Annotated in this window: 22 protein-coding genes; 11 read left to right on the top strand and 11 right to left on the bottom strand. The window is 67.9% G+C overall.

All coding sequences use genetic code 11. The annotated features are described in order from the left end of the window. Window position 1: 1 nt before the first annotated feature. From ACFYRU_RS07550 to ACFYRU_RS07570, 5 genes are all read right to left on the bottom strand, one after another. On the bottom strand, window positions 2-826 hold the full coding sequence (locus tag ACFYRU_RS07550; protein WP_387654246.1) for a carbohydrate ABC transporter permease: 825 nt from the start codon (window positions 824-826) through the stop codon (window positions 2-4). Beyond that, on the bottom strand, window positions 823-1743 hold the full coding sequence (locus ACFYRU_RS07555; protein ID WP_387654249.1) for a carbohydrate ABC transporter permease: 921 nt from the start codon (window positions 1741-1743) through the stop codon (window positions 823-825). The genes ACFYRU_RS07550 and ACFYRU_RS07555 overlap by 4 nt, the downstream gene beginning before the upstream one ends. Before the next feature lie 26 nt (window positions 1744-1769). Then, complete coding sequence (locus ACFYRU_RS07560; RefSeq protein ID WP_387654252.1) at window positions 1770-3128, bottom strand: ABC transporter substrate-binding protein; 1359 nt, start codon at window positions 3126-3128, stop codon at window positions 1770-1772. 65 nt (window positions 3129-3193) lie between these two features. Continuing rightward, window positions 3194-4087 (bottom strand): nucleoside phosphorylase, encoded by an 894-nt coding sequence (locus tag ACFYRU_RS07565; RefSeq protein ID WP_387654254.1) that lies wholly within the window; start codon window positions 4085-4087, stop codon window positions 3194-3196. 10 nt (window positions 4088-4097) lie between these two features. Beyond that, window positions 4098-4970 carry a carbohydrate kinase family protein gene (locus ACFYRU_RS07570; protein ID WP_387654256.1) on the bottom strand — a complete coding sequence of 291 codons (873 nt, stop codon included), beginning with the start codon at window positions 4968-4970 and terminating at the stop codon, window positions 4098-4100. Window positions 4971-5017: 47 nt separating this feature from the next. Here ACFYRU_RS07570 and ACFYRU_RS07575 point away from each other — a divergent pair, with 47 nt between their 5' ends. Continuing rightward, window positions 5018-5965 carry a nucleoside hydrolase gene (locus tag ACFYRU_RS07575; protein ID WP_387654258.1) on the top strand — a complete coding sequence of 316 codons (948 nt, stop codon included), beginning with the start codon at window positions 5018-5020 and terminating at the stop codon, window positions 5963-5965. Then, a complete protein-coding gene (locus ACFYRU_RS07580; protein WP_387654260.1) occupies window positions 5962-6927 on the top strand; it encodes an adenosine deaminase in 966 nt (321 codons plus the stop codon). Before ACFYRU_RS07575 ends, ACFYRU_RS07580 begins: the two co-directional genes overlap by 4 nt. Here ACFYRU_RS07580 and ACFYRU_RS07585 read toward each other — a convergent pair. Next, window positions 6910-7380 carry a methyltransferase family protein gene (locus tag ACFYRU_RS07585; RefSeq protein ID WP_387654263.1) on the bottom strand — a complete coding sequence of 157 codons (471 nt, stop codon included), beginning with the start codon at window positions 7378-7380 and terminating at the stop codon, window positions 6910-6912. The two genes, ACFYRU_RS07580 and ACFYRU_RS07585, sit on opposite strands and share 18 nt — an antisense overlap. Window positions 7381-7434: 54 nt before the next feature. Here ACFYRU_RS07585 and ACFYRU_RS07590 point away from each other — a divergent pair, with 54 nt between their 5' ends. Continuing rightward, window positions 7435-7980: a hypothetical protein gene (locus tag ACFYRU_RS07590; RefSeq protein WP_387654265.1), complete on the top strand. Its 546-nt coding sequence runs from the start codon at window positions 7435-7437 to the stop codon at window positions 7978-7980. Here the strand turns inward: ACFYRU_RS07590 and ACFYRU_RS07595 are convergent. Genes ACFYRU_RS07595 through ACFYRU_RS07610 form a run of 4 tightly spaced genes read right to left on the bottom strand, consistent with a single transcriptional unit; the run spans window position 7949 to window position 11258 of the window. Continuing rightward, on the bottom strand, window positions 7949-8902 hold the full coding sequence (locus ACFYRU_RS07595) for a hypothetical protein (protein WP_387654268.1): 954 nt from the start codon (window positions 8900-8902) through the stop codon (window positions 7949-7951). The genes ACFYRU_RS07590 and ACFYRU_RS07595 overlap by 32 nt on opposite strands. 1 nt (window position 8903) lies before the next feature. After that, window positions 8904-9305: a hypothetical protein gene (locus ACFYRU_RS07600; RefSeq protein ID WP_387654269.1), complete on the bottom strand. Its 402-nt coding sequence runs from the start codon at window positions 9303-9305 to the stop codon at window positions 8904-8906. A gap of 10 nt (window positions 9306-9315) precedes the next feature. Beyond that, on the bottom strand, window positions 9316-9990 hold the full coding sequence (locus ACFYRU_RS07605) for a GntR family transcriptional regulator (RefSeq protein WP_387654272.1): 675 nt from the start codon (window positions 9988-9990) through the stop codon (window positions 9316-9318). 53 nt (window positions 9991-10043) lie between these two features. Next, window positions 10044-11258 (bottom strand): MFS transporter, encoded by a 1215-nt coding sequence (locus tag ACFYRU_RS07610; protein ID WP_387654275.1) that lies wholly within the window; start codon window positions 11256-11258, stop codon window positions 10044-10046. 118 nt (window positions 11259-11376) lie between these two features. Between ACFYRU_RS07610 and ACFYRU_RS07615 the strand changes: the two genes are divergently transcribed. From ACFYRU_RS07615 to ACFYRU_RS07650, 8 genes are all read left to right on the top strand, one after another. Continuing rightward, on the top strand, window positions 11377-12168 hold the full coding sequence (locus ACFYRU_RS07615) for an SDR family NAD(P)-dependent oxidoreductase (protein WP_387654277.1): 792 nt from the start codon (window positions 11377-11379) through the stop codon (window positions 12166-12168). A 30-nt stretch (window positions 12169-12198) separates the two neighbouring features. Further along, complete coding sequence (locus ACFYRU_RS07620; RefSeq protein WP_387654279.1) at window positions 12199-12906, top strand: hypothetical protein; 708 nt, start codon at window positions 12199-12201, stop codon at window positions 12904-12906. A gap of 29 nt (window positions 12907-12935) precedes the next feature. Beyond that, entirely contained in the window at window positions 12936-13637 is a 702-nt protein-coding gene (locus ACFYRU_RS07625) for an NAD(P)-dependent oxidoreductase (protein ID WP_387654282.1), read from the top strand. A gap of 43 nt (window positions 13638-13680) precedes the next feature. Beyond that, a complete protein-coding gene (locus tag ACFYRU_RS07630; RefSeq protein WP_387654284.1) occupies window positions 13681-14634 on the top strand; it encodes a sigma-70 family RNA polymerase sigma factor in 954 nt (317 codons plus the stop codon). A gap of 275 nt (window positions 14635-14909) precedes the next feature. Then, the gene (locus ACFYRU_RS07635) at window positions 14910-15356 is read left to right on the top strand and encodes a MarR family winged helix-turn-helix transcriptional regulator (RefSeq protein ID WP_387654287.1); all 447 of its coding nucleotides are present in this window, start codon (window positions 14910-14912) and stop codon (window positions 15354-15356) included. Further along, window positions 15353-16567, top strand: a complete 1215-nt coding sequence (locus tag ACFYRU_RS07640) for an MFS transporter (protein ID WP_387654290.1) — start codon at window positions 15353-15355, stop codon at window positions 16565-16567. The genes ACFYRU_RS07635 and ACFYRU_RS07640 overlap by 4 nt, the downstream gene beginning before the upstream one ends. An 89-nt stretch (window positions 16568-16656) precedes the next feature. Beyond that, window positions 16657-17184 carry a TetR/AcrR family transcriptional regulator gene (locus ACFYRU_RS07645; RefSeq protein WP_387654293.1) on the top strand — a complete coding sequence of 176 codons (528 nt, stop codon included), beginning with the start codon at window positions 16657-16659 and terminating at the stop codon, window positions 17182-17184. A gap of 10 nt (window positions 17185-17194) precedes the next feature. Further along, a complete protein-coding gene (locus ACFYRU_RS07650) occupies window positions 17195-17692 on the top strand; it encodes a DUF2867 domain-containing protein (RefSeq protein ID WP_387654295.1) in 498 nt (165 codons plus the stop codon). Here the strand turns inward: ACFYRU_RS07650 and ACFYRU_RS07655 are convergent. Further along, a complete protein-coding gene (locus tag ACFYRU_RS07655; RefSeq protein ID WP_387654298.1) occupies window positions 17649-19475 on the bottom strand; it encodes an ABC transporter permease in 1827 nt (608 codons plus the stop codon). The genes ACFYRU_RS07650 and ACFYRU_RS07655 overlap by 44 nt on opposite strands. Window positions 19476-19534: the final 59 nt, after the last annotated feature.

Here is a 19534-nt window from a genome sequence, read left to right on the forward strand (position 1 = left end):
CTCAACCCTTCACCGAACCGCTCGCGAGTCCGTCGACGACGTACCGCTGGAGCGCGATGAAGACGGCCAGGATCGGCACGATCAGGATCAGCGCGCCGGCCATCATCGTGCCGATCTGGGTACTGAAGGTCCCGTTCATGGTGAGGAAGCCCAGCGTCAGCGTCTGGTCGTCCGGGTTCTGCAGGAACGTCGACGAGATCAGGAACTCGTTCCACGCGTTCAGCCCGACGATCACGCCGACGGTGATCAGGCCGGGCCGCACCATCGGCAGCATCACCCGCCCGATCAGCTGGAAGGTGTTGACGCCGTCCATCAGCGCCGCTTCCTCGATCTCCGCGGGGATGTTCAGGAAGAACGTCCGCATCAGGAACGTCGCGAACGGCAGGTTGATCGCGGCAAGGATCACGCCGACCACGAAAACGTTGTCCAGCAGGTTCAGCGCGGCGACCGCGGCGTACAGCGGGAACACGAACAGCTGGATCGGGATCGTCATCGCCATCGTCAGGTAGACCATGATCGCGGGCCACTGCTTCACCTTCTGCCCGGCGAGTACGTACCCGGCCAAGCTCGCGCAGACGAGTACGACGACGACCGTCGTACCGGTGAGCAGGACGCTGTTGACGATCCCCCGGCCGAACTGCCCGTACTGCCACGAGGTGACGAAGTTCGCGAAACTCAGCGACGACGGCAGCCCGAACGGATTCGCCAGTACCTGGTCGTTGTCCTTGAAGCTGTTGAGCAGTACGAGCAGCAGGGGCACCAGGGCGAGTACGGCGAACAGCGCCAGCACCAGCTGCGCCGCGATGCCCTTCAGGTAGCGGGTCATCGGACAACCTCCCGCCGGCTGATCCAGGTGTAGAGCACGGACGCGAGCAACCCGAAGAAGCTCATCACGATCCCGACCGCGGCCGCTTTCCCGAACTCGAACGACGAGAACGCGAACGCGTACGCGTACGTCCCCATCACCTCGCTGGCGTGGGCCGGGCCGCCCTGCGTCAGCAGGTAGACGTAGTCGAAGGCGAGGAACGAGAAGATCACCGTCATCACGCCCATCAGCAGCAGCGTCGGCCGGATGCTCGGCAGGTACACGTTGCGGAAAACGCCCCACCCGCCGGCGCCGTCGACGATCGCGGCCTCGACCTGGTCGACCGGCGTCTGCCGGATCGCGCCGAGATAGACGACGGTGAGGAAGCCCCAGTAGTGCCACATGTCGACGGCCGCGGCGGCGTACAGCGCGGTCGACGTGGAGCCGGTCGGCGGCTGGATCCCGAGCAGACCGGCGACACCGCCATGCGGGTTGTAGATGATCGTCTGCCAGACCAGCGCGTTGACGACCGGCGCCAGCACGTACGGCATCAGGTAGATCACCTGGTAGAACGTGCGCATCCGCTTGCGCCGCAACAGCAGCATCGCGGTCAGCAGCCCGATCACGGCCGGTAGCGTCAGGAACATCACCAGCCACTTGATGTTGTTGGTCAGCGCAGTCGCGAACACCGGGTCGGACAGGATCGAGGCGAAGTTCTTGCCGCCGACGAAGTGCACGTCGAACCCGACACCGCTCCAGTCGGTGAACGCGAACAGCAGCGTCAGGATGCCGGGGACGACGACGATCACGATCGAGAGGACGAGTGCGGGCGCGACCAGCGCGTAGTTGATCGCGGTCCGGCGGCGCAGGTGCGAGCGCCGCCGCCCGGCCGGGAGGTTCGCTGGTGCGGACTCCCGCGCCGGTGCGGCTGTCGTCATGACCATGTCTTCTCCGGGGTTCCCCGTCACGCGCCCGGTTGCGGCAGCGGGGGGACCAGGCCCTTCGCCTTCTCGGCGGCGAACGTCGTCTGGACCTTCTTCAGGAAGTCCGCGGCGCTTTCCTTGCCCAGCCAGACCGAGTCGATGTCGGTGAACGCGGTCGCGGTCGCCGGCGGGAAGAACGTACCCGCGAAGAACCCGTAGTTGCCTTGGTTCACTGTCGCGATCGTGTCCTTCATCGCGGTCACGAACGGCTTCGACAGACCGCTGTAGCTCGCAGCGTCGAGGTCGAAGTTCTTCAGCGGCACGGCCCAGTAGCCCGGCCAGGACTTGTTCATGTCCTTGGTGAAGCTGTCGGTCATCATGTAGTCGATCACCGCGGCCGCGCCGTCCTTGTTCTTCGAGGCGGCGTTGATCGACAGCGACGCCGTCGTACCCAGCGTCGGGTACGGGTACGGCCGTCCCGCGTCGATGCTCGGGAACGGCAGCCAGCCGAGGTCGTGGGTCGTCCCGTTCTTGTCGTTGAAGTAGTTCGACGCGAACTGGAAGATCAGGCTCGGGCCGAGCATGAACGGCGACTTGCCCTGGCTGAGCAACTGGACCGACTGGTCGAAGTTCAGCGTGGCGTAGTCCTTACCTCCCAGGTAGCCCTTCTGGTAGAAGTCAGCGGACGCCTGGACGGCCTTCTCGATCGACGGGTCCGTCCACGGAATCGTGCCCTGCAAGGCGTCGTACACCTTCTTGCCACCGGCAACCTGGGTCAGGAACAACGAGATGTAGTTCTGGTTGACCGGCTTCCAGCCCTGGTTGCCCGTCACCGACGCATACATGCCTGCGGCAACTGCCTTGTCCATCGTCGAGACCAGCTCGGCGTAAGTCTTCGGCGGCTGCGCGCCGAGCTTGGCCAGCACCTTCTTGTTGTAGAAGACGCCGATGTCCTCGATCGAGTTCGGCAGCGAGTAGAGCTTCCCGTCGACGGTGCCGGACTGGTACATCGCCGGCAGCAGCCGATCCTGCCAACCGTACTTCTGCGCGTACGGCGTCATGTCGGCGAGCTTCCCCTGCGTCGCGTACGCCGCCGAGAAGGCCGGCCCGGAACCGTAGACGACGTCCGGGCCCTTGTTGGCGCTCAGCGCGACCTGCACGTTCTTGTCGACCGCGTTGTTGAAGGTCACCTGCAGCGTGTACTTGCTCTGCGACTTGTTGAAGCCGTCGACCAGCACCTGCTTCATCGTCTGCTGTTGCTGCGGCGGCGCACCCCAGAACCACAGCTGCAGGGTCTGCCGGCCGCCACCGCCCGCATCACCGGAGGAGCATCCCGCGAGGGCCAGTGCTACGGCGGACGCGACACCGATCGCGGCAGTCACGAGCCTCATTCGTCTCATGCCGAGCTCCTACAGTCATCTGGTGGTTATGTTGTATTGACCGTAGAACCTTTGATCCTGGAGTGTCAACGTAATCCGGGAATCCACCGTTGTCCGCCACTTGCCGTGACGGCGGCATCGTGTTCCGCGAGCACGACGAGTCCGGCGAGCGCGATGTCCGTCGCGGATCGATGCCCCGCCCCCGCCACGAACGGCCGGTCGGCGATCACGTTGTCGGCGACCGAACACACCGATCCGCCGCGCTTTCCGAACAGCGCTGGCAGTGTCACGATCGCGGCCGACTCCCGGTCGCCGTTCAGCACGCCGGCCCGCGCCCACGTCTCGAGTACGTCCAGATGCCACGGCTGGAAGTACCCGCCGACCGACGGCCGGCCGACGCCGCAGAAATCGCTGTCGCTCGAACGTGTGACGCCCACGTGATGCGGCAACCCCAACGTGGCCGCGGCGCGCGCCATCGCCACCACGACCTCGTACGACGCCACCCCCGGATAAGAGGCCGGGATGTACGCCTGCGTCATCCCCTCGTCGCGCACCACTCCCGACGAGATGACGACATCACCCGGATCGACCGACGGATGGATGCCGCCGGAACCACCGACCCGGACGAACGTGTCCGCGGTGGTGAACTCGAGCAGCTCGTGCAGGATCAACTCCGCCTCGGGCGAGCCGCTCCCGCCGGACACGACCGTGACCGGGACGCCCTGATGCGTACCACTCCAGGTCGTGAACATGCCGGACTCACCGATACGTTCGGCATCGTCCAGTTCGGCGGCGAGTTGCGTGGCCGGGTCGTCGTCGTACGCACAGAGCGGGTCGCGCACCATCAACAGCACGTACCGCGCGACCTTGTCCGGGTCGATGCGCGAGAGCGCGGGCCGCCCGTCGACGAGCAGTCCGCGTTTCGGCACGTTGTGCGCGTACTTATAGGTGTCGTAGAGCGCGCTGGAATCCCAGTTCATGCAGTTCCTTTCAGTCGGCCGCCTTCAGGACGGCAGCTCGTACGGCCTCGTCGACCAAGGGCCCTCCGCGAGTCGCCACCACCACCGCCGCGGCCGCTGCCGCGAGACGGGCCGCGCGGAGCGGATCGCCGGTTTCGAGGTATGCGGCGATGAAGGCGCCCGAGTAGCTGTTGCCGCCACCGGTCGGGTCGACGACCACCGTCGGCGCGGCCGGTATGTGCACCTGACGGCCCGCCTGGAGCAGCACCGAGCCGTCCGCGCCGAGTCGCAGCAGGACGATCGGCGCGAGACTGCTCGCAGCCCGGGCGGCCGCGCCGACGTCGCCGGTCCCGAAGAGTGCGAAGGCCTCGGTCCGGTTCAGCGAGACCACGTCGACCAGGCTGGCCCGCCTGCGCACGAGGTCGAGCTCGGTCGCGGTGGCCGATACCTCCCACAGGATCGGAACACGTCTTCGGAAAGCGGCGACACTTTCCCAGTACGGCTCCTCGGCCGCGTGGAACAGATACATCGCCCCGAGGTCCACATCAGGCGGAATGTGTTCGGGCAGCGGCGTGTGCGCGTCGAAGTGGGCGAGGCCGTAGACCGGCGTCTCCGTACGCTCACCGTCGGCGAAGTACTGGATCCGGGTCCGCGGCCCGCGCTCGCCGACGACGAACAGTCCACTCGGGTCGATCGCCCGTTCCCGGCACCAGCCCTGGAGCGATGCCAGGTCGGCCGACCCGGTACCACTGACCAGCAAGCTTGCCATCGGCAACGACACGAGACTGGCACCGACCGCCGCGTACGCACCGGCCCCGCCGACCTCGGCGTGCATCCGCCGGCCCGACGGCTCGTACACCTCGTCGAGGACCGCGTGCGAGAGCACGGCAATCTTCCGGACCACCCGACCACTCCCCTTGGTTATGTTGTTATGCCTATAATACCCATTCTATGAAGAACGTGCTGCTCGACACCGATCCGGGGATGGACGACGCGCTCGCGATCGCCCTCGCACACAAGTCCGGAGCCCTCGACCTCAAGGCGATCACAGCGGTCACCGGCAACCTGCCCGCAGACCGGACGGCCGCCAACGCCCTCAAGATCCTCGACCTGCTGGGTGCGCCGGACCTCCCGGTCGCCCGGGGACCCCTGCTGCCCAGTGCGGGCGACTACCCGTCGGACCCGTTCTCGCACGGCAGCGACGGCCTGGCCGAATCCCGGCTCCCGGAGTCGGACCGAAAGCTCGACGACCGGAGCGCGGCACAGCTGATCGTGGACGTCGCGGCCGAGTACGCGGGCGACCTGACGCTGTGCGCACTCGGCCCGCTGACCAACGTCGCCGCCGCGCTCGAACTCGACCCGGACCTGCCGGCGAAGCTCGGCGAGCTGATCGTCATCGGCGGCTCGTTCGGCGAGACGCCGTATGCCTGGAGCCAGGCGACCGGAGCGAACCCAGTCAGCGAATGGAACGTCTTCGTCGACCCCGAGGCGGCGCGCACTGTTTTCCGGGCCGGCTTCAACCTGCTCGCGGTCGGCCTGGACGTCGCGACCCACCCGAGCATCAACTTCCGCGACCAGGACCTCGACGCGCTGCGTACATCCGGCACTGCGGAGGCAGCACTCGCCCTGCGGGTGGTCGAGTTCGTCAACGGCCGCGGGTACCAGTCGTACTGCTCGTTGATCGACAGCGTTGCCGTCGCCGCCGCTGTCGACCGCACGCTCGTCGATGAGACCTCTTTGTACTGCGATGTCGCGACCAGCGATCCGCTGACCCGCGGCATGACCGTCGTGGACCGCCGCGCACACCACAGGTGGACGGACCTGCCGCTCATCACGGTCGCCCGCAACCTCGACTTCCCGCGCTTCCTGGACCTCGTCACCACGGAACTGGCCAGATGAACGCGCTGCCGAAGGCCGAGCTGCATCTGCACCTGGAGGGCACGCTCGAGCCCGAGATGATCTTCCGGTTCGCGGAACGGAACCATATCCGATTGCCGTACGCCGATGTGGACGAGCTGGCCGCGTGCTACGAGTTCGCCGACCTGCAGTCGTTCCTCGACCTGTACTACGCGAACATGGCGACCCTGCGGACCGGCGAGGACTTCGCCGAGCTGACCGAGGCGTACCTCGTTCGCGCTGCGGTCGCCGGCGTCCGGCACGCCGAGGTCTTCGTCGATCCGCAGGCCCACACGGCGCGCGGCATCCCGCTCGCAGCGGTCCTCGAAGGCGTCACCTCGGCACTCGGCACGGCCGAACAGCGGCACGGGATCAGTACCGGCCTGATCGTAGCGATGCTGCGCGACGAGAGCGCCGAATCTGCGATGGCCACGCTGAACGCCGTACTCGCCAGTGACGTGGAGGTACTGGGGATCGGGCTCGACTCGGCCGAGGTCGGCCACCCGCCGTCGAAGTTCGTCGACGTCTTCGCGAAGGCCCGCGCCAACGGTCTACGCGCGGTGGCACACGCGGGCGAGGAAGGCCCGCCGGGCTATATCTGGGAAGCGCTCGACCTGCTGCAGGTCGAACGCATCGACCACGGCGTGCGCTGTCTGGAGGACGACGCGTTGGTGCACCGCCTGGCCGCCGAACAGGTCCCGCTGACGGTCTGCCCGCTGTCGAACGTACGGCTGCAAGTGGTCCCCGACCTCAGCCTGCATCCGCTACCGGAGCTGCTCGCGCGCAACGTGCTCGTCACGGTCAACTCCGACGACCCGGCGTACTTCGGCGGGTACGTCGACGACAACTACGCGGCGCTTTCCCTGCCGCCGGAAACATTGCGCCAACTGGCAGCCAATTCGATCCGCGCGTCGTTCCTCGACGACTTCCGGAAAGCGGAACTCCTGTCAGAGTTGGCGACGTGAAATCCGCGGGATCCACGCCGGTACGGCGCGGCAGTACTCCTCGTACTGGGGGCCGTAGCGTGCGTGTAGTACCGGTTCCTCGTACCAGTGGACGAAGGATGCCATCACGGACCAGGCGATGACGCTGTAGACGAGGACTCGCCAGTCGAGGAAGAGCAGGGTCTGGCCGAGGGCGGCCGCGACGACGCCGACGTACATCGGATTGCGGACGAAGCGGTAGTCGCCGCCGACGACGAGGGCTTCGGTCGGGGCGATCGGGGCCGGGGTGCCGTGGCCTTCGCGGACGAAGCGGACGAAGGTTCGCAGCACGACGAAAGCGCCGGCCGCGACGATCACGGCGCCGGGCCAGAAGCGCGGCGCCGCCCAGCCGCTGATCCACCACGGAAGGACGCCACCGACCACGCAAGGTGCCGCGAAGAAGAACGCCGTACTGCCGAGAACGGCTTTGATCATGATATAATTTAAAGGCAGTCTCCGACCGGGGAAACCGGGCCGGAGACTTTTTTTATGACCATTCTGCTGTACAAAGGCGCCACGAAAGTCCGTGGCGACGAGATCCTTCCGCTGAACCAGTTGCGCGACCGCTACCCGGATCTGCACGAGCGGCATTTCCAGAAGTACGCCGGCCGGCCGCACGGCGTGGACATCCCGGTGTATCCGCTGAACTGCACCTGGGGCGACGTCGTGTTCCTGTCGCCGGTCCACCCGGCCCCGATCTTCCAGGCACTGCACGAATCGGGCCGGATCGGCTCGCCGACGCTCGACTACTGGACGCTCGACGCCGGACTCCTGGACCCCGCGAACACGTGCATCCTGCTGAAACGGTACGACCCGGAACTCCGCCCGCAACCGCCCGAGGACTTCGTCCCGTACACCCCCGAAGCGGCCGCCGCCCTCGCCGAGCCGAGCGAACGCGCCCTGCACCGCCTCCGCAACCTCGACGCCACCGAACCGCTCTACCCCTGGGCCGACATCCCCCACATCCTGCATCGCGGCCCCATCCCGGCGCGCTGGTTCAAGGTCAGCGCTCAGGAGACCCGGGCCGACGGTTGACCGACGGCGGCGGACCGCCGCGGGCTCCGTAGGCGCCCCACCCGGACGTACTGCGTCCCGGCGACGCCACGCCGCCGAACGACACGCGCCGGGCGAAGTGCTGCCCGGCGATCGCGCTGCCCTCCTCGAACGCCCGGCGCCCGATCGCGGCCGACCGGCCGAAGAGCTGGTGCGACCCGACGGCCGACAGCCCGGGGAGCTTCCCGAACTGGTTCCACATCGCGTTCGTGATCTTGCGCTCGGTGAACTGGCGCTCCTTCGCGAAGTGCGGGGCGCCGAGACCGTAGCGGTCGGCGATGACGCCGGCGGCGACCGCCCACTTGCCGCTCGCGTTGACGACGGCCAGTCGGCGGAGCATCTCGAAGCGGTCGCACCGGTCGAGGGTGGCGAGTTCGTAGGCCAGCGTGTCGGCCGCCGGCGTGAACCGCTCGTACGCCATCAGCCCGACCACGTTCTTGATCCCGGGGGCGACGCGGTCGAGCTGGAGCTCGTCGATGTAGTCGTCCAGCGTCTCGTGACCGAAGCTCTCGGTCACGCCTTCCTCGAGCGCCCGCACCGCGTCGATCCGGAAGTCCTGCTTCGCGTCCGAGTGCTCGGTGCCAGGTCCGGCGAGCATGTGCAGGTTCTCGTGGTACACGACGGCGAGGGCCTCGCGGTACTGCAGCAGCGTCGCGTCACCCACATCCTGACCGGCGTCGCGGAACATGTTCCGGAGCGGCGTCAGCACCCGCGCCTCTTCGTACCGGATCGTGTGGTCCCAGCCCGCGGAGCCGAGTACCAGCTTGCCGTCGTCGGTCAGCGCGTACGGCTGGACCTCGTACGTCCCGTTCCAGCTGGAATGGTCGGCGCCGCTGACGTTGATCGCGGCCACGTGCTGCAGCCGCATGAACTCGTCGAACGTGGCAGGTTGCGGAAGCGGCATCTCAGTCCCCGAGTTCCGCTCGCCAGCTGTCCGCGAGCCGGGCGAGCGGTTCGTTCACCGCGAGGACGGCGTACTGCTCGAACTCGTCGTCCGTCTCGCGTGCGACCGCCGTGATGTCGCGCATCCCGTGCTCCAGCCGGGCGACCCGCTCACGGGCGTCACCCTCGTCCCGCTCCGCAAGCGCGGCGATCCGCTGGGCGCGCTCCAACCGCTCCCGGGCAGCGGGCGACGTGTGCGCCGCCCACCGCTCGATCAGGAAGACCGCGGTCTGCCGCAGCCGCTCGTCGTCGATCTCCGGTACGACGGCACGTAAACCGGCGAGCGCTTCGCGTGCGTCGACGGCACCGAGCCGCCACTCACGCTGCGCCGCCTTGTAGCGCTCGAGGAATTCGTCGTACCGCACGGACGGCACTCTAGTTCCGGGGCAGGCGCTCGGCGAGCGCGGTGAGGGACGGCACCCGGCCCAGTTCGATGTGCGAGTAAGCCAAGGCCTCGGCCAGCTCGGGCTTGCCGGCTTCGATCGCGGCGCAGAGTTCGTGGTGCTCGCGGCACTGGGCGGCCGGGTCGCGGTCCGCGGTGAGGGCGAACAGCCAGCGGATCCTGCCGACCAGCGGTGCCATCGTCTCGCCGAGGAGACGGTTGCCGGACAGCGTGACGATCTCCAGGTGCAATGCCGTGTTCGCTTCGCGGATCGCCTGTTCGTCGCCGGCGCGGGTGACCCGGTCCGCGGTCGCCATCAGCTCGCGGAGCCGGTCCGTCGACGTACCGGCCCGTACCTGCTCCGCCGCGAGCCGGGCCGCCAGCACCTCCAGGCTCAGCCGTACGTCGAACAGCTCGTCGACGTCCTCCAGCGTCAACTGCCGCACCACCGCGCCACGCCGCGGCTGCGTCACCACGAGCCCCTCGGCCTCGAGCTGCGCGATCGCCTCCCGGACCGGAACCCGCGAGACCTGTAACTCGGCCGACAACTCCCGCTCCCGCAGCCGGCTGCCGATCGGGTACCGACCGCCGATGATGCCCTCGCGGAGCGCCAGGTAGGCGCGGTCCGCGAGCGACAACTCCTCGCCGTCAGAGGCAGACGTCCTCATCCGGACAGCCTCCTCCCGAACGGTCCTCCGTGTCCGGGCATCGTACTGCGCACTCACCTGCCGGCTGCCGGGACCGGCTCCCGCCCGGCGCCGTGCGGCAGATCGCGAACTTCCTTGAACAGCAGCGAGATCCACGCCGCGGCCGCGTAGACGATCGCCGCGACGAGCGTGACGTGCCGTGCTCCGAACCGGTCGGCGAGCGGCCCGGCGGCCAGCGTCCCGGCCGGAATCGCGACGAACGACAACAGGTCGTCGATCGAGGCGAGCCGGGACAGGACACCGCGGTCGACGTGTTCCTGCAGCGAGGTGTCCCAGCTGATCCCGGAGATCGAGAACCCGCTCCCGGCCGCGAACGCGGCGACCAGCACCCAGACCGGCCCGGCACCGACGCCGAGCGCGACGAGCGGCAGCGCCCCGAGGGCGCTGAACAGCTGACCGGTCCGCAACAGGTGCCGGAGGATCAGGCGATACATCAGGGCACTCATCACGAGCAGCCCGATGCCGCGTGCACTGAGCGCGAAGCCCCAGAGCTTCTCGCCGGTCAACGGCGGACCGAGCACCTGCCAGACGCCGGTCTGCGCGAAGTTCATCACCGCGGACGACAACGTCACCGCCCAGACCCAGCGGATACCCAGGAACTCCTTCAAACCTTGGCGTACGTCGCTCAACACCGGCGCCCTCCGCGCCGCGACCGGCGTGCCGACCCGGACCTGCCCCAGCAGAACCGCCGCCAGCAGATAGCTGACGGCGTCCACGGCGATCGTCGGCCCACTGCCGACGGTCGCCACGAGCACCCCGGCCAGTGCGGGACCGACGATCTTGGTCGCGTTCCGGATCGAACTGAGCAACGAGTTCGCCTTCCGCAGCTGGTCCTGCTCCACCAGCTCCGGCACCAATCCGCGCAACGCCGGCGAAGTGAACGCATCCAGGACGCCGTTGACCGCACTCAACACACCGACCAGCACAAGGCTGTAGTTGTGCGTGATCAGCAGTACAGCGACCGCACCCTGCGAAACGGCCCCGCCCGCATGCGCCGCAACCAGCACCGTCCGCCGAGGAAACCGATCCGCAACCGCTCCACCCAGCAGCACGAAGCACAGCATCGGAACCATCCGCACCGTGAGCACGATCCCCAGCTGCGAAGGATCCCCGGACGCATCCAGCACCGCGAACGCCAATGCCACCGGCGCCATCGAACTACCGAGCAACGACACCAACCGCCCGGCACTGAACAACCGGAACGCGGGGCGGCGGAGCGGGGAGGGCACTGCCCAAGTGTCGGGATTGGCCGGATCTCGGGCAACTCCGATGAGTTTCGGCCGGGGGTCTCCTCAGTACGAGTAGAAGGTCGCCAGGGTGGCGTGGACAACGAGAAAGAGAAGAACAATGTTGCTGGAGAACAAGAACGTGGTCGTGTACGGCGCGGGTGGCGCGGTCGGCAGCGCGGTGGCGCACGGATTCGCCCGCGCGGGCGCCAAGGTCTTCCTGACCGGGCTCCATCCCGACAACGTGAATGCCGTCGGCAAGGAAATCTCCGCCGCGGGTGGAGCGGCCGAAACCGCGGTGGTCGACGCCACGGACGAGAAGTCGGTGACCGAGCACCTCGACGCCGTGGTCGCCGCGGCCGGCAGCATCGACGTGTCGTTCAACGCGATCGGACTCTCGCCGCGCGGGCTGCAGGGCATCCCGTTCGCCGACCTGCCGGTCGACAACTTCCTCCGGCCGGTCACGACGTACGCCCAGGCCCACTTCGTGACCGCGAAGTCCGCCGCACGGCACATGATCCCGCGCGGTTCGGGCGTGATCATGATGCACACACCCGAACCGGCCCGGATCAGCCTGCCGCTGGTCGGCGGCATGAGCGTCGGCTGGGCAGCCATGGAGGCGCTCAACCGGGCGTTGTCCGCCGAGTGGGCGCAGTACGGCGTCCGCTCCATCTGCCTGCGTACCACCGGATTGGCCGATACCCCGATCATCGACACCGTGTGGGGACTGCACGCCGAGACGCTGGGTATCCCCAAGGACCAGTTGGTCGCCGCCGAGAGCGCGATGACCCACCGCAAGCGCCCCACGACGCTGGCCGAACTCGCTTCGGTCGCGGTCTTCCTCGCCTCGGACGAGGCAGCGGCCATGACCGGAACCGTCGCCAACCTGACCGGCGGCCTGATCGTCGACTGACGCCGGCCGGTTCGTGGGAGGTGTGAAGCAATGAACGATCTACTCGCCACCGCCGTCGCCGCGCACGGCGGAATGGACCGGTGGAACCGGATCCGCTCGATCCGCGTCGACGCCACCGTCACCGGGGCCTTCTGGCAGCTCAAGGGAAAGAGCGACGCGATGAAGGCGGTCCGCTTCGAGGTCGACACGACACAGGAACGGCTGACGATGGAGTTCCCGGGCCAGGATCGGCGGTCGGTCTTCGAACCCGGCCGGGTCGTCCTCGAGCGGCTCGACGGCACGGTGATCGACGCTCGCGACGACCCGGAGCGCTCCTTCGAGGGCCATCAGTTCGAGACGCCGTGGGACGACCTGCATCTGGCGTACTTCACCGGGGAAGCGCTGTGGACGTACCTGAACGCGCCGTTCGTGTTCACGTCGGCCGGCTTCGTCTGCGCGGAGCTCACGCCGATCGAGGTCGACGGTGAAACCTGGCGGCGGCTGCACGTGACGTTCCCCGAGCACATCAAGAGCCATACCCGCGAGCAGGTCTTCTGCTTCGGCCCGGACGGGCTGCTGCGTCGCCACGACTTCACCATCGACATCGTCGATCCCGAGACCGAGTCGCAGCTGTACGCCACCGACTACCGCACGGTCGACGGCATCGTCATCCCGGCCATGCGCCGCGCGTACGTCACTGCCGGCGCCGACCAGCTCGTCCTGGTCGCCATCGACATGCTCGACATCGCCGTCTCCTGATCCGGAATCCCTTCCAGTACAGGAGAATCATGCACATCGGGATCATCGGGGCGACCGGAACCATCGGCAGCCGGATCGTCACCGAGGCGCTCGACCGCGGGCATCAGGTCACGGCGTTCAGTCGCGACGTCGCCGGCCTTCAGGAGGACCGCGGGAACATCCGGTGGAAACAGATCGACGCCACCGACGCCGGCAGTATCGCCGCCGTACTGCCCGGCCTCGACGTCCTGATCAGCGCATTCGGAGCCGGCAACGCCGCCAAGGACTCTGGTGACGCGGTGGCACAGGCCGTCGCCGACCCCGGCATCTATGCCCGGGCAGCCACCGCATTGCTGACCGCGTTGGCGAGCCGTCCCCGGGTCCGGCTGATCGTGGTCGGCGGCGCCGCGAGCCTCGAACTCGAGCCAGGACAGGTGTTCGCGGACTCCGACGAGCTCCTCCGGGCCGCGACCGACGGCTTCGGGTTGCCGCGCGAGTACGCGGCGGCGATGCGGGGCCACGGCGATGCGCTGAACCTGTTCCGTACGTCCAACCGGCTCTGGACTTATCTCAGCCCGGCCATCGAGATCGCCCCGGGCGAACGCACCGGCCGGTTCCGGATCGGTACCGACCAGCCCGTCGTCGACGCGGACGGGCGGAGCCGGATCTCCGTCGAGGACGCCGCCGTCGCCGTTCTCGACGAGGCCGAGCTGCCGCGCTTCGTACAGCGCCGCTTCACGATCGGCTATTGAGCGCGACTTCACTGTGAACTCGGGAAGGCGGATCATGCACACCGTGGTCGAATCGAACGTCAGCAGCGAGGACTTCGGAACGCTGAGCGAACCGTTCCGGCGCGAGTTGCTGGCCTACTGCTACCGCATGCTCGGCTCGGTCCACGAGGCCGAAGAAGTGGTGCAGGACGTGCTTCTCGACGCCTGGCGCGCCTACGACAGGTTCGAGGGCCGGTCTTCCTTGCGTACTTGGCTGTACCGCATCGCGGCTCGGGCTTGTCTCAAGGCGCTCGAGAAGGGCCGGCGCAGACCGCTACCGGCGGATCTCGGCGCCCCCGAGGCGAACCCGGACGCCAGGCTGGTCGAGCGCACCCCAGAGATACCGTGGCTGCAGCCGATGCCGGACTTCCTCTTCGCCACCACGCCGGTCGATCCGGAAGCCGCCGTGCTGGAACGGCAATCGATGCGGCTCGCCCTGGTCGGGGCGCTCCAACAGCTGCCGCCGCGGCAGCGGGCCGTGCTGATCCTGCGCGACGTACTGCAGTGGCGAAGCGCCGAGGTCGCTGAGCTGCTGGAGATGACGACCGCGGCCGTCAACAGCGCGTTGCAGCGGGCCCGCGCGCAGGTTCCGCTCCGGGAAGACAGCCTCGCCGAACCTGTCGAGCCACAGCAGCGGGCACTTCTCGACCGGTACACCAAGGCCTTCGAGACCGCGGACGTCGATCAACTCGTCGCGGTCCTGACCGAGGACGCGCGCTGGGAGATGCCTCCAGTCGCCACCTGGTTCGAGGGCCGCGACACGATCGTCGCGTTCCTGGCCAAACAGATGCGGACGATCGGCCCGACCGACCTGGTCCCCACCTCGGCCAACGGACAGCCTGCCTTCGCGGTGTACGCCCGCGACCACAACGGCGAGTACCGGCCACACGCGATCCACGTACTGACCCTCACCCCGCAGGGCGTCAGCAGAATCGTCGCGTTCCACGGAGGCGCGCTGTTCCCACTGTTCGGACTCTGATGTCCGATCAGGAATGCGACGCCGCGCTCGACGCACACCTGCGCCTGTTCTGCGAACTGATGCTCGGTTCCCCGGAAGCCGCCGACCACGTACTCCTACAGACCTACGCCCGCGCACTCCAGCAGTCCCAACCACCCGACCGCCGACAACTGTTCCGAATAGCAGCCTCCCTCTGCAACGCCACGCCAGCCCTCCTCCAACCGGGAGGAGGTCCATGCGGGTGATCTGGTTCACTTCTGTGGAGATGCATAGTAAAGCTATGTATATTTGTGGGTGTGATCGCTACAGACCTGACTCGGCTCGGTGAAGAGTTGGTGGTGGCTTCGACGCGGTTGTCGCGGCTGGCCACCCGGAACGTGAACACGCTGCCGCATGCCGCCATGCGCGTGCTGGGGCGGCTGGACGAGCTCGGGCAGGCCCGGATCAGTGACCTGGCGAAGGCCGACCGGACGTCGCAGCCGACCATGTCGAACCTCGTGCAGCGGCTCGAGGAGCAGGGTTCGGTACTGCGGACGCCGGACCCGGCCGACTCGCGGGCCAGCCTGATCAGCCTCACCGACGCAGGTCGCGCCGAACTGCGCAGCGCCCGGCATCAGGCCGGCGAGGCGCTCGCCGCGCACCTGGGTCAACTGCCCGCGACCGACCTCGCCACCCTGGAGGCCGCAGTCGCCGTCATCCACGAACTCCTCACCCTCGAACCGTTGGAGGACACGCCCCGGTGAGCAACTCGTCGTTCCTGAAGCAACCCAAATCCGTCTGGGCGGTCGCGTTCGCCTGCGTGATCGCCTTCATGGGCATCGGCCTGGTGGACCCGATCCTCAAGCCGATCGCCGAGCAGCTGCACGCGAGCCCGTCCCAGGTCTCGCTGCTGTTCACCAGCTACATGGCCGTCATCGGGGTGGCGATGCTGATCACCGGCGCGGTCTCCAGCCGGATCGGCGCCAAGCGCACCCTGCTGATCGGCCTGGCCGTGATCGTCGTGTTCAGCGCCTTGGCGGGTCTGTCGAACTCGATCGGCATGATCGTCGCCTTCCGCGCCGGCTGGGGTCTGGGCAACGCGTTGTTCATCGCGACCGCCCTCGCCACGATCGTGAACTCGGCGTCCGGCTCGGTCGCCGAGGCGATCATCCTGTACGAGGCCGCGCTCGGTGTCGGTATCGCGGCCGGCCCGCTCGTCGGTGGCGAGCTGGGCACGATCTCCTGGCGCGGCCCGTTCTTCGGCGTCGCCGTACTGATGACGATCGCGCTCGCCGCAACCGCGTTCCTGTTGCCGGCCTCCCCGCCGCAAGCACGCCGTACGTCGGTCATCGAGCCGCTGAAGGCGCTGCGGCACCGTTCGCTCGCGACTGTCGCGGTCACCGCACTGCTCTACAACTTCGGGTTCTTCACGCTGCTGGCGTTCACCCCGTTCCCGCTGGCGATGTCCGCACGGCAGATCGGGCTGATCTTCTTCGGCTGGGGCCTCTGCCTCGCCTTCACGTCGGTGTTCGTGGCGCCGCGACTGCAGGCCCGGTTCGGGACGTTGCCGGTGGCAATGACCGTACTGTTCCTGTTCGCCGTCGACCTCGCGGTGATGGGTGTGTACGCACACCACAAGCCGGTGCTCGCGGTCGGCGTGATCGTGGCCGGCCTGTTCCTCGGCATCAACAACACGCTGATCACCGAAGCCGTGATGGGTGCAGCTCCGGTCGAGCGCGGTACGGCGTCCGCGGCCTACTCGTTCGTCCGCTTCTCCGGCGGCGCCGTCGCCCCGTGGCTGGCCGGCAAACTCGGCGAGGAGTTCAACATCCAGCTCCCCTTCTACGTCGGCGCGATCGCCGTACTCCTCGCCGTAGGCGTCCTGGCCACCGGCTGGAAACCCCTGTCCCACCTACGAGCCCCCGCCAACCACTCCGAGGTCGAGGCCGAAGCCCTCACCGTCGCCGACGCCTGACCGCCCAACCGACCCGCCGGAGCACGAACTCTCCGGCGGGTTTTCGTTCGCCTCCCGACCATACCAAACGGTATGGTATGGTCGGGTTCATGGTGAGCCGGGGTGAGTGGCTGGATGCTGGGTTGGGGTTGCTGGCGGAGGAGGGGGCGCCGGCGGTGACGATCGAGCGGTTGACGGGGGTGCTCGGGGTCACCAAAGGGTCGTACTACCACCACTTCAAGGGGGCCGCGGGATACAAGGCTGCTTTGCTGGAGTACTTCGAGCTGCGGTACACGACTCGGTTGATCGACGCGGTCGAGAAGTCCGGTGACGCGAAGGACAAGCTGCTGCACCTGTTGCGGCTGGTGTTGGCGGACTCGGACAGTGCGGGGCTCGAGATCGCGGTGCGGGCTTGGGCGTTGCAGGATGTGGAGGTGCGGGCTGCGCAGGAGCGGGTGGACAAGGCGCGGACGGCGTACCTGAAGAAGCTGTGCCGCGGGCTGGACGCGGACGTGGATCCGGACCGGTTCGCGCAGTTGCTGTACCTGATCCTGATCGGCGCCGAACAGGTCGTGCCGCCGATCGGCACGCGGGACGTGCGGAAGATCTACGACCTCGTCCTCCGCCTCATCGACTAGAGGAGTAGCCATGCCCAGCACGCTGCACGAACTCGACGACCTGATCCCGGTCGTCGACGAGATCGACGTGAAGACGGCCCGCGGCGACGTGACGCTGCGGGAGTTCACCGCGAACGCCCTGAGCCACACGCCGTTCTGGGTGAAGGGATTGTTCGCGGTGCGGATGGCCCTGGCTGCCGTACTTAGGCTCGAAACCACCGGCGTACCGGACTCGCGGGGAATGCGGCCGGAAACGGTGAGTTTCACGCCGGGCGAGAAGGACGCGTTCTTCACCGTCATGCGCGGCGAGGAAGACCACTACCTGCTGCTCAAGGTGACCGACAACCACCTGATCGGCTACCTCGCGATCATCACCGACAACGAGAAGCCCTCGACGTTCCAGGTCGTCACGCTGATCAAGTTCCTGCGGCCGGCCGGGCGGTTCTACTACAACCTGATCCGCCCGTTCCACCACGTCATCCTGCTCAGTATGTGCCGAGCCGGCGAGAAGTCGCGCGCGCCGCAGTGATCGCGGCCGCACCGCCGACCACGATCAACGCGGCCCCGAAGATCAACCCCAGCAACCGCCACGGAATCGCCACCGCAGCAAGGCCGTAAGGCCCGGCCGCGACCCCCGCGAGCGCAGCACCGGCGACGAGAGCTCCGAGCAGTACGCCGACCACGACGACGGTCCCGGATTCGACGACCGCGACCGTCACGACCTGCGCCCGCGTCAGCCCGGCCAGCCGCGACAACGTGAACTCCTGCCGCCGGTCGGCGGTCGACATCACCACCGCGTTGACGACCGCGACCGCGGTGAAGATCCCGGCCAGTCCCATCAGTGCGGCGAAGAGGTCCGCGTTGCTGCGCTGCTGCGCCTCACCTCGCGCCGCCGCCCACTGCTTCACCGACTGCCCCTCCAGAGACCCGCCTGGCGCCAGCTTCACCAGCGACTCGGTCCGCCCACCGGCCGGCAACAATGCCCTGGGAACGAAGAAGTTCTCGCTGACGTCAAGCGTCTCCGGCATGATCGCGACGACTCGCACCTCGACCTTTCTGTTGCCAAGAGCAACTTTCAGCGTCGATCCGAGCTTGTACCCTTCGGCCGCCATCCCCGGCCCGATCGCAATCGTGTTCCCGGTCAGACGATCGAGCGATCCCTTCCGTGGCCGCAGCTTGTGCGTCTGCTGGTACGCCACGGGATCGATCCCGACCGCCTCGGAGTACACCGTCTTCCGGCCGCGCGTCACCGCGATCGGTACGACGGTCTGTACTGAGGAAACCGCGATTCCCGGACCGTTTCCGACCGCGTGGTCGACCACGACGTCGGCGGTGACCAGCCGCTCCTGTTCGACGCCGACCGCCTTCGCCAGCGACCCGAACGTGCCCCACATCCCGACCACCAGTCCGACCAGTACGATCAACGGCGCCGCGGTCGCCGCACTTCGCCGTACCGCGTGCAGCACCCCCGCCCGCGCCAGGTCCGCGATCAAGTTGCCGCGGACAACGACCGCCGGGATCCGGCCGACGAACGGTACGACGACCGGGCTCAGCTGGCTCAAGGCCACCGATCCGCTGATCATCACGACGAGCCCGATCATCAACCCGGCAACGAGATCCCGCGCAGCCTGCGCCACGATCACCAGCAACAGCGTGCCCGCGGCGGCGGACAAGCCCCAGAACCACCGCCACGGCGTCATCGCCCGCCGCGCCGCGCGACCCTCGACGATCGCCTCGAGCGCGTTCACCCGCGACGCCCGCCAGGCCGCCGTCAGTGCGCCGGCCAGCGCCGTACCGACCCCGATGATCATCGCGGCCCACATCGCTCCCTGGTCCCAGGGCGCGTCGAACCAGGGTGGCAACATCTTCAGCTGCACCAGCAGCCGTGATTGCGCGACCGTCGCAAGCAATCCGACGAGTACGCCGAGCACGCTTCCGATCACCCCGAGCAGACCGGCTTCCGTCACCACCATCAGGCACAGGTACCAGCGCTGCGCCCCGACCAGGCGGAGCAGCCCGAACTCCCGCCGCCGCTGCACGGTGATGAACCCGAACGTCGTACTCACGATGAAGACGCTCAGAAAAGCGGCGAGCATCACCGACATTCCGAGCAGCGTCGCGGCGCCGACGTACCCCTCCCGTACCTGCGCCCGCTGGTACGCCGACAACCCGGACGGCACCACCGGGCGATCGGTGGCCGCGAGCAACTGCAGGCCGGACTGCACCAGGCCGACCCCGAGCGCGACAGCGACCACCGCGCCCGCGAACAACTGCCATCTGGTCCGCAGCGCCCCGACCGACAACCTCAACATCCGTCCAGCCAACCGCGCCCAGGTTCGTGGCGCGCTGGCCTGAACAACCGGCCTCAGGT

The organism is Kribbella sp. NPDC004536, from assembly GCF_042873835.1.
Taxonomy (GTDB): Bacteria; Actinomycetota; Actinomycetes; order Propionibacteriales; family Kribbellaceae; genus Kribbella.

Excerpts from the sequence above, each read along its gene's own strand:
- ACFYRU_RS07625 (WP_387654282.1), top strand. The coding sequence starts at position 12,936 with ATGCACATCGGGATCATCGGGGCGACCGGAACCATCGGCAGCCGGATC.
- ACFYRU_RS07655 (WP_387654298.1), bottom strand. The coding sequence starts at position 19,475 with ATGTTGAGGTTGTCGGTCGGGGCGCTGCGGACCAGATGGCAGTTGTTC.
- ACFYRU_RS07555 (WP_387654249.1), bottom strand. The coding sequence starts at position 1,743 with ATGACGACAGCCGCACCGGCGCGGGAGTCCGCACCAGCGAACCTCCCG.
- ACFYRU_RS07615 (WP_387654277.1), top strand. The coding sequence starts at position 11,377 with ATGTTGCTGGAGAACAAGAACGTGGTCGTGTACGGCGCGGGTGGCGCG.
- ACFYRU_RS07605 (WP_387654272.1), bottom strand. The coding sequence starts at position 9,990 with ATGAGGACGTCTGCCTCTGACGGCGAGGAGTTGTCGCTCGCGGACCGC.
- ACFYRU_RS07595 (WP_387654268.1), bottom strand. The coding sequence starts at position 8,902 with ATGCCGCTTCCGCAACCTGCCACGTTCGACGAGTTCATGCGGCTGCAG.
- ACFYRU_RS07645 (WP_387654293.1), top strand. The coding sequence starts at position 16,657 with ATGGTGAGCCGGGGTGAGTGGCTGGATGCTGGGTTGGGGTTGCTGGCG.
- ACFYRU_RS07590 (WP_387654265.1), top strand. The coding sequence starts at position 7,435 with ATGACCATTCTGCTGTACAAAGGCGCCACGAAAGTCCGTGGCGACGAG.
- ACFYRU_RS07575 (WP_387654258.1), top strand. The coding sequence starts at position 5,018 with ATGAAGAACGTGCTGCTCGACACCGATCCGGGGATGGACGACGCGCTC.
- ACFYRU_RS07650 (WP_387654295.1), top strand. The coding sequence starts at position 17,195 with ATGCCCAGCACGCTGCACGAACTCGACGACCTGATCCCGGTCGTCGAC.
- ACFYRU_RS07585 (WP_387654263.1), bottom strand. The coding sequence starts at position 7,380 with ATGATCAAAGCCGTTCTCGGCAGTACGGCGTTCTTCTTCGCGGCACCT.
- ACFYRU_RS07560 (WP_387654252.1), bottom strand. The coding sequence starts at position 3,128 with ATGAGACGAATGAGGCTCGTGACTGCCGCGATCGGTGTCGCGTCCGCC.
- ACFYRU_RS07620 (WP_387654279.1), top strand. The coding sequence starts at position 12,199 with ATGAACGATCTACTCGCCACCGCCGTCGCCGCGCACGGCGGAATGGAC.
- ACFYRU_RS07580 (WP_387654260.1), top strand. The coding sequence starts at position 5,962 with ATGAACGCGCTGCCGAAGGCCGAGCTGCATCTGCACCTGGAGGGCACG.
- ACFYRU_RS07565 (WP_387654254.1), bottom strand. The coding sequence starts at position 4,087 with ATGAACTGGGATTCCAGCGCGCTCTACGACACCTATAAGTACGCGCAC.
- ACFYRU_RS07550 (WP_387654246.1), bottom strand. The coding sequence starts at position 826 with ATGACCCGCTACCTGAAGGGCATCGCGGCGCAGCTGGTGCTGGCGCTG.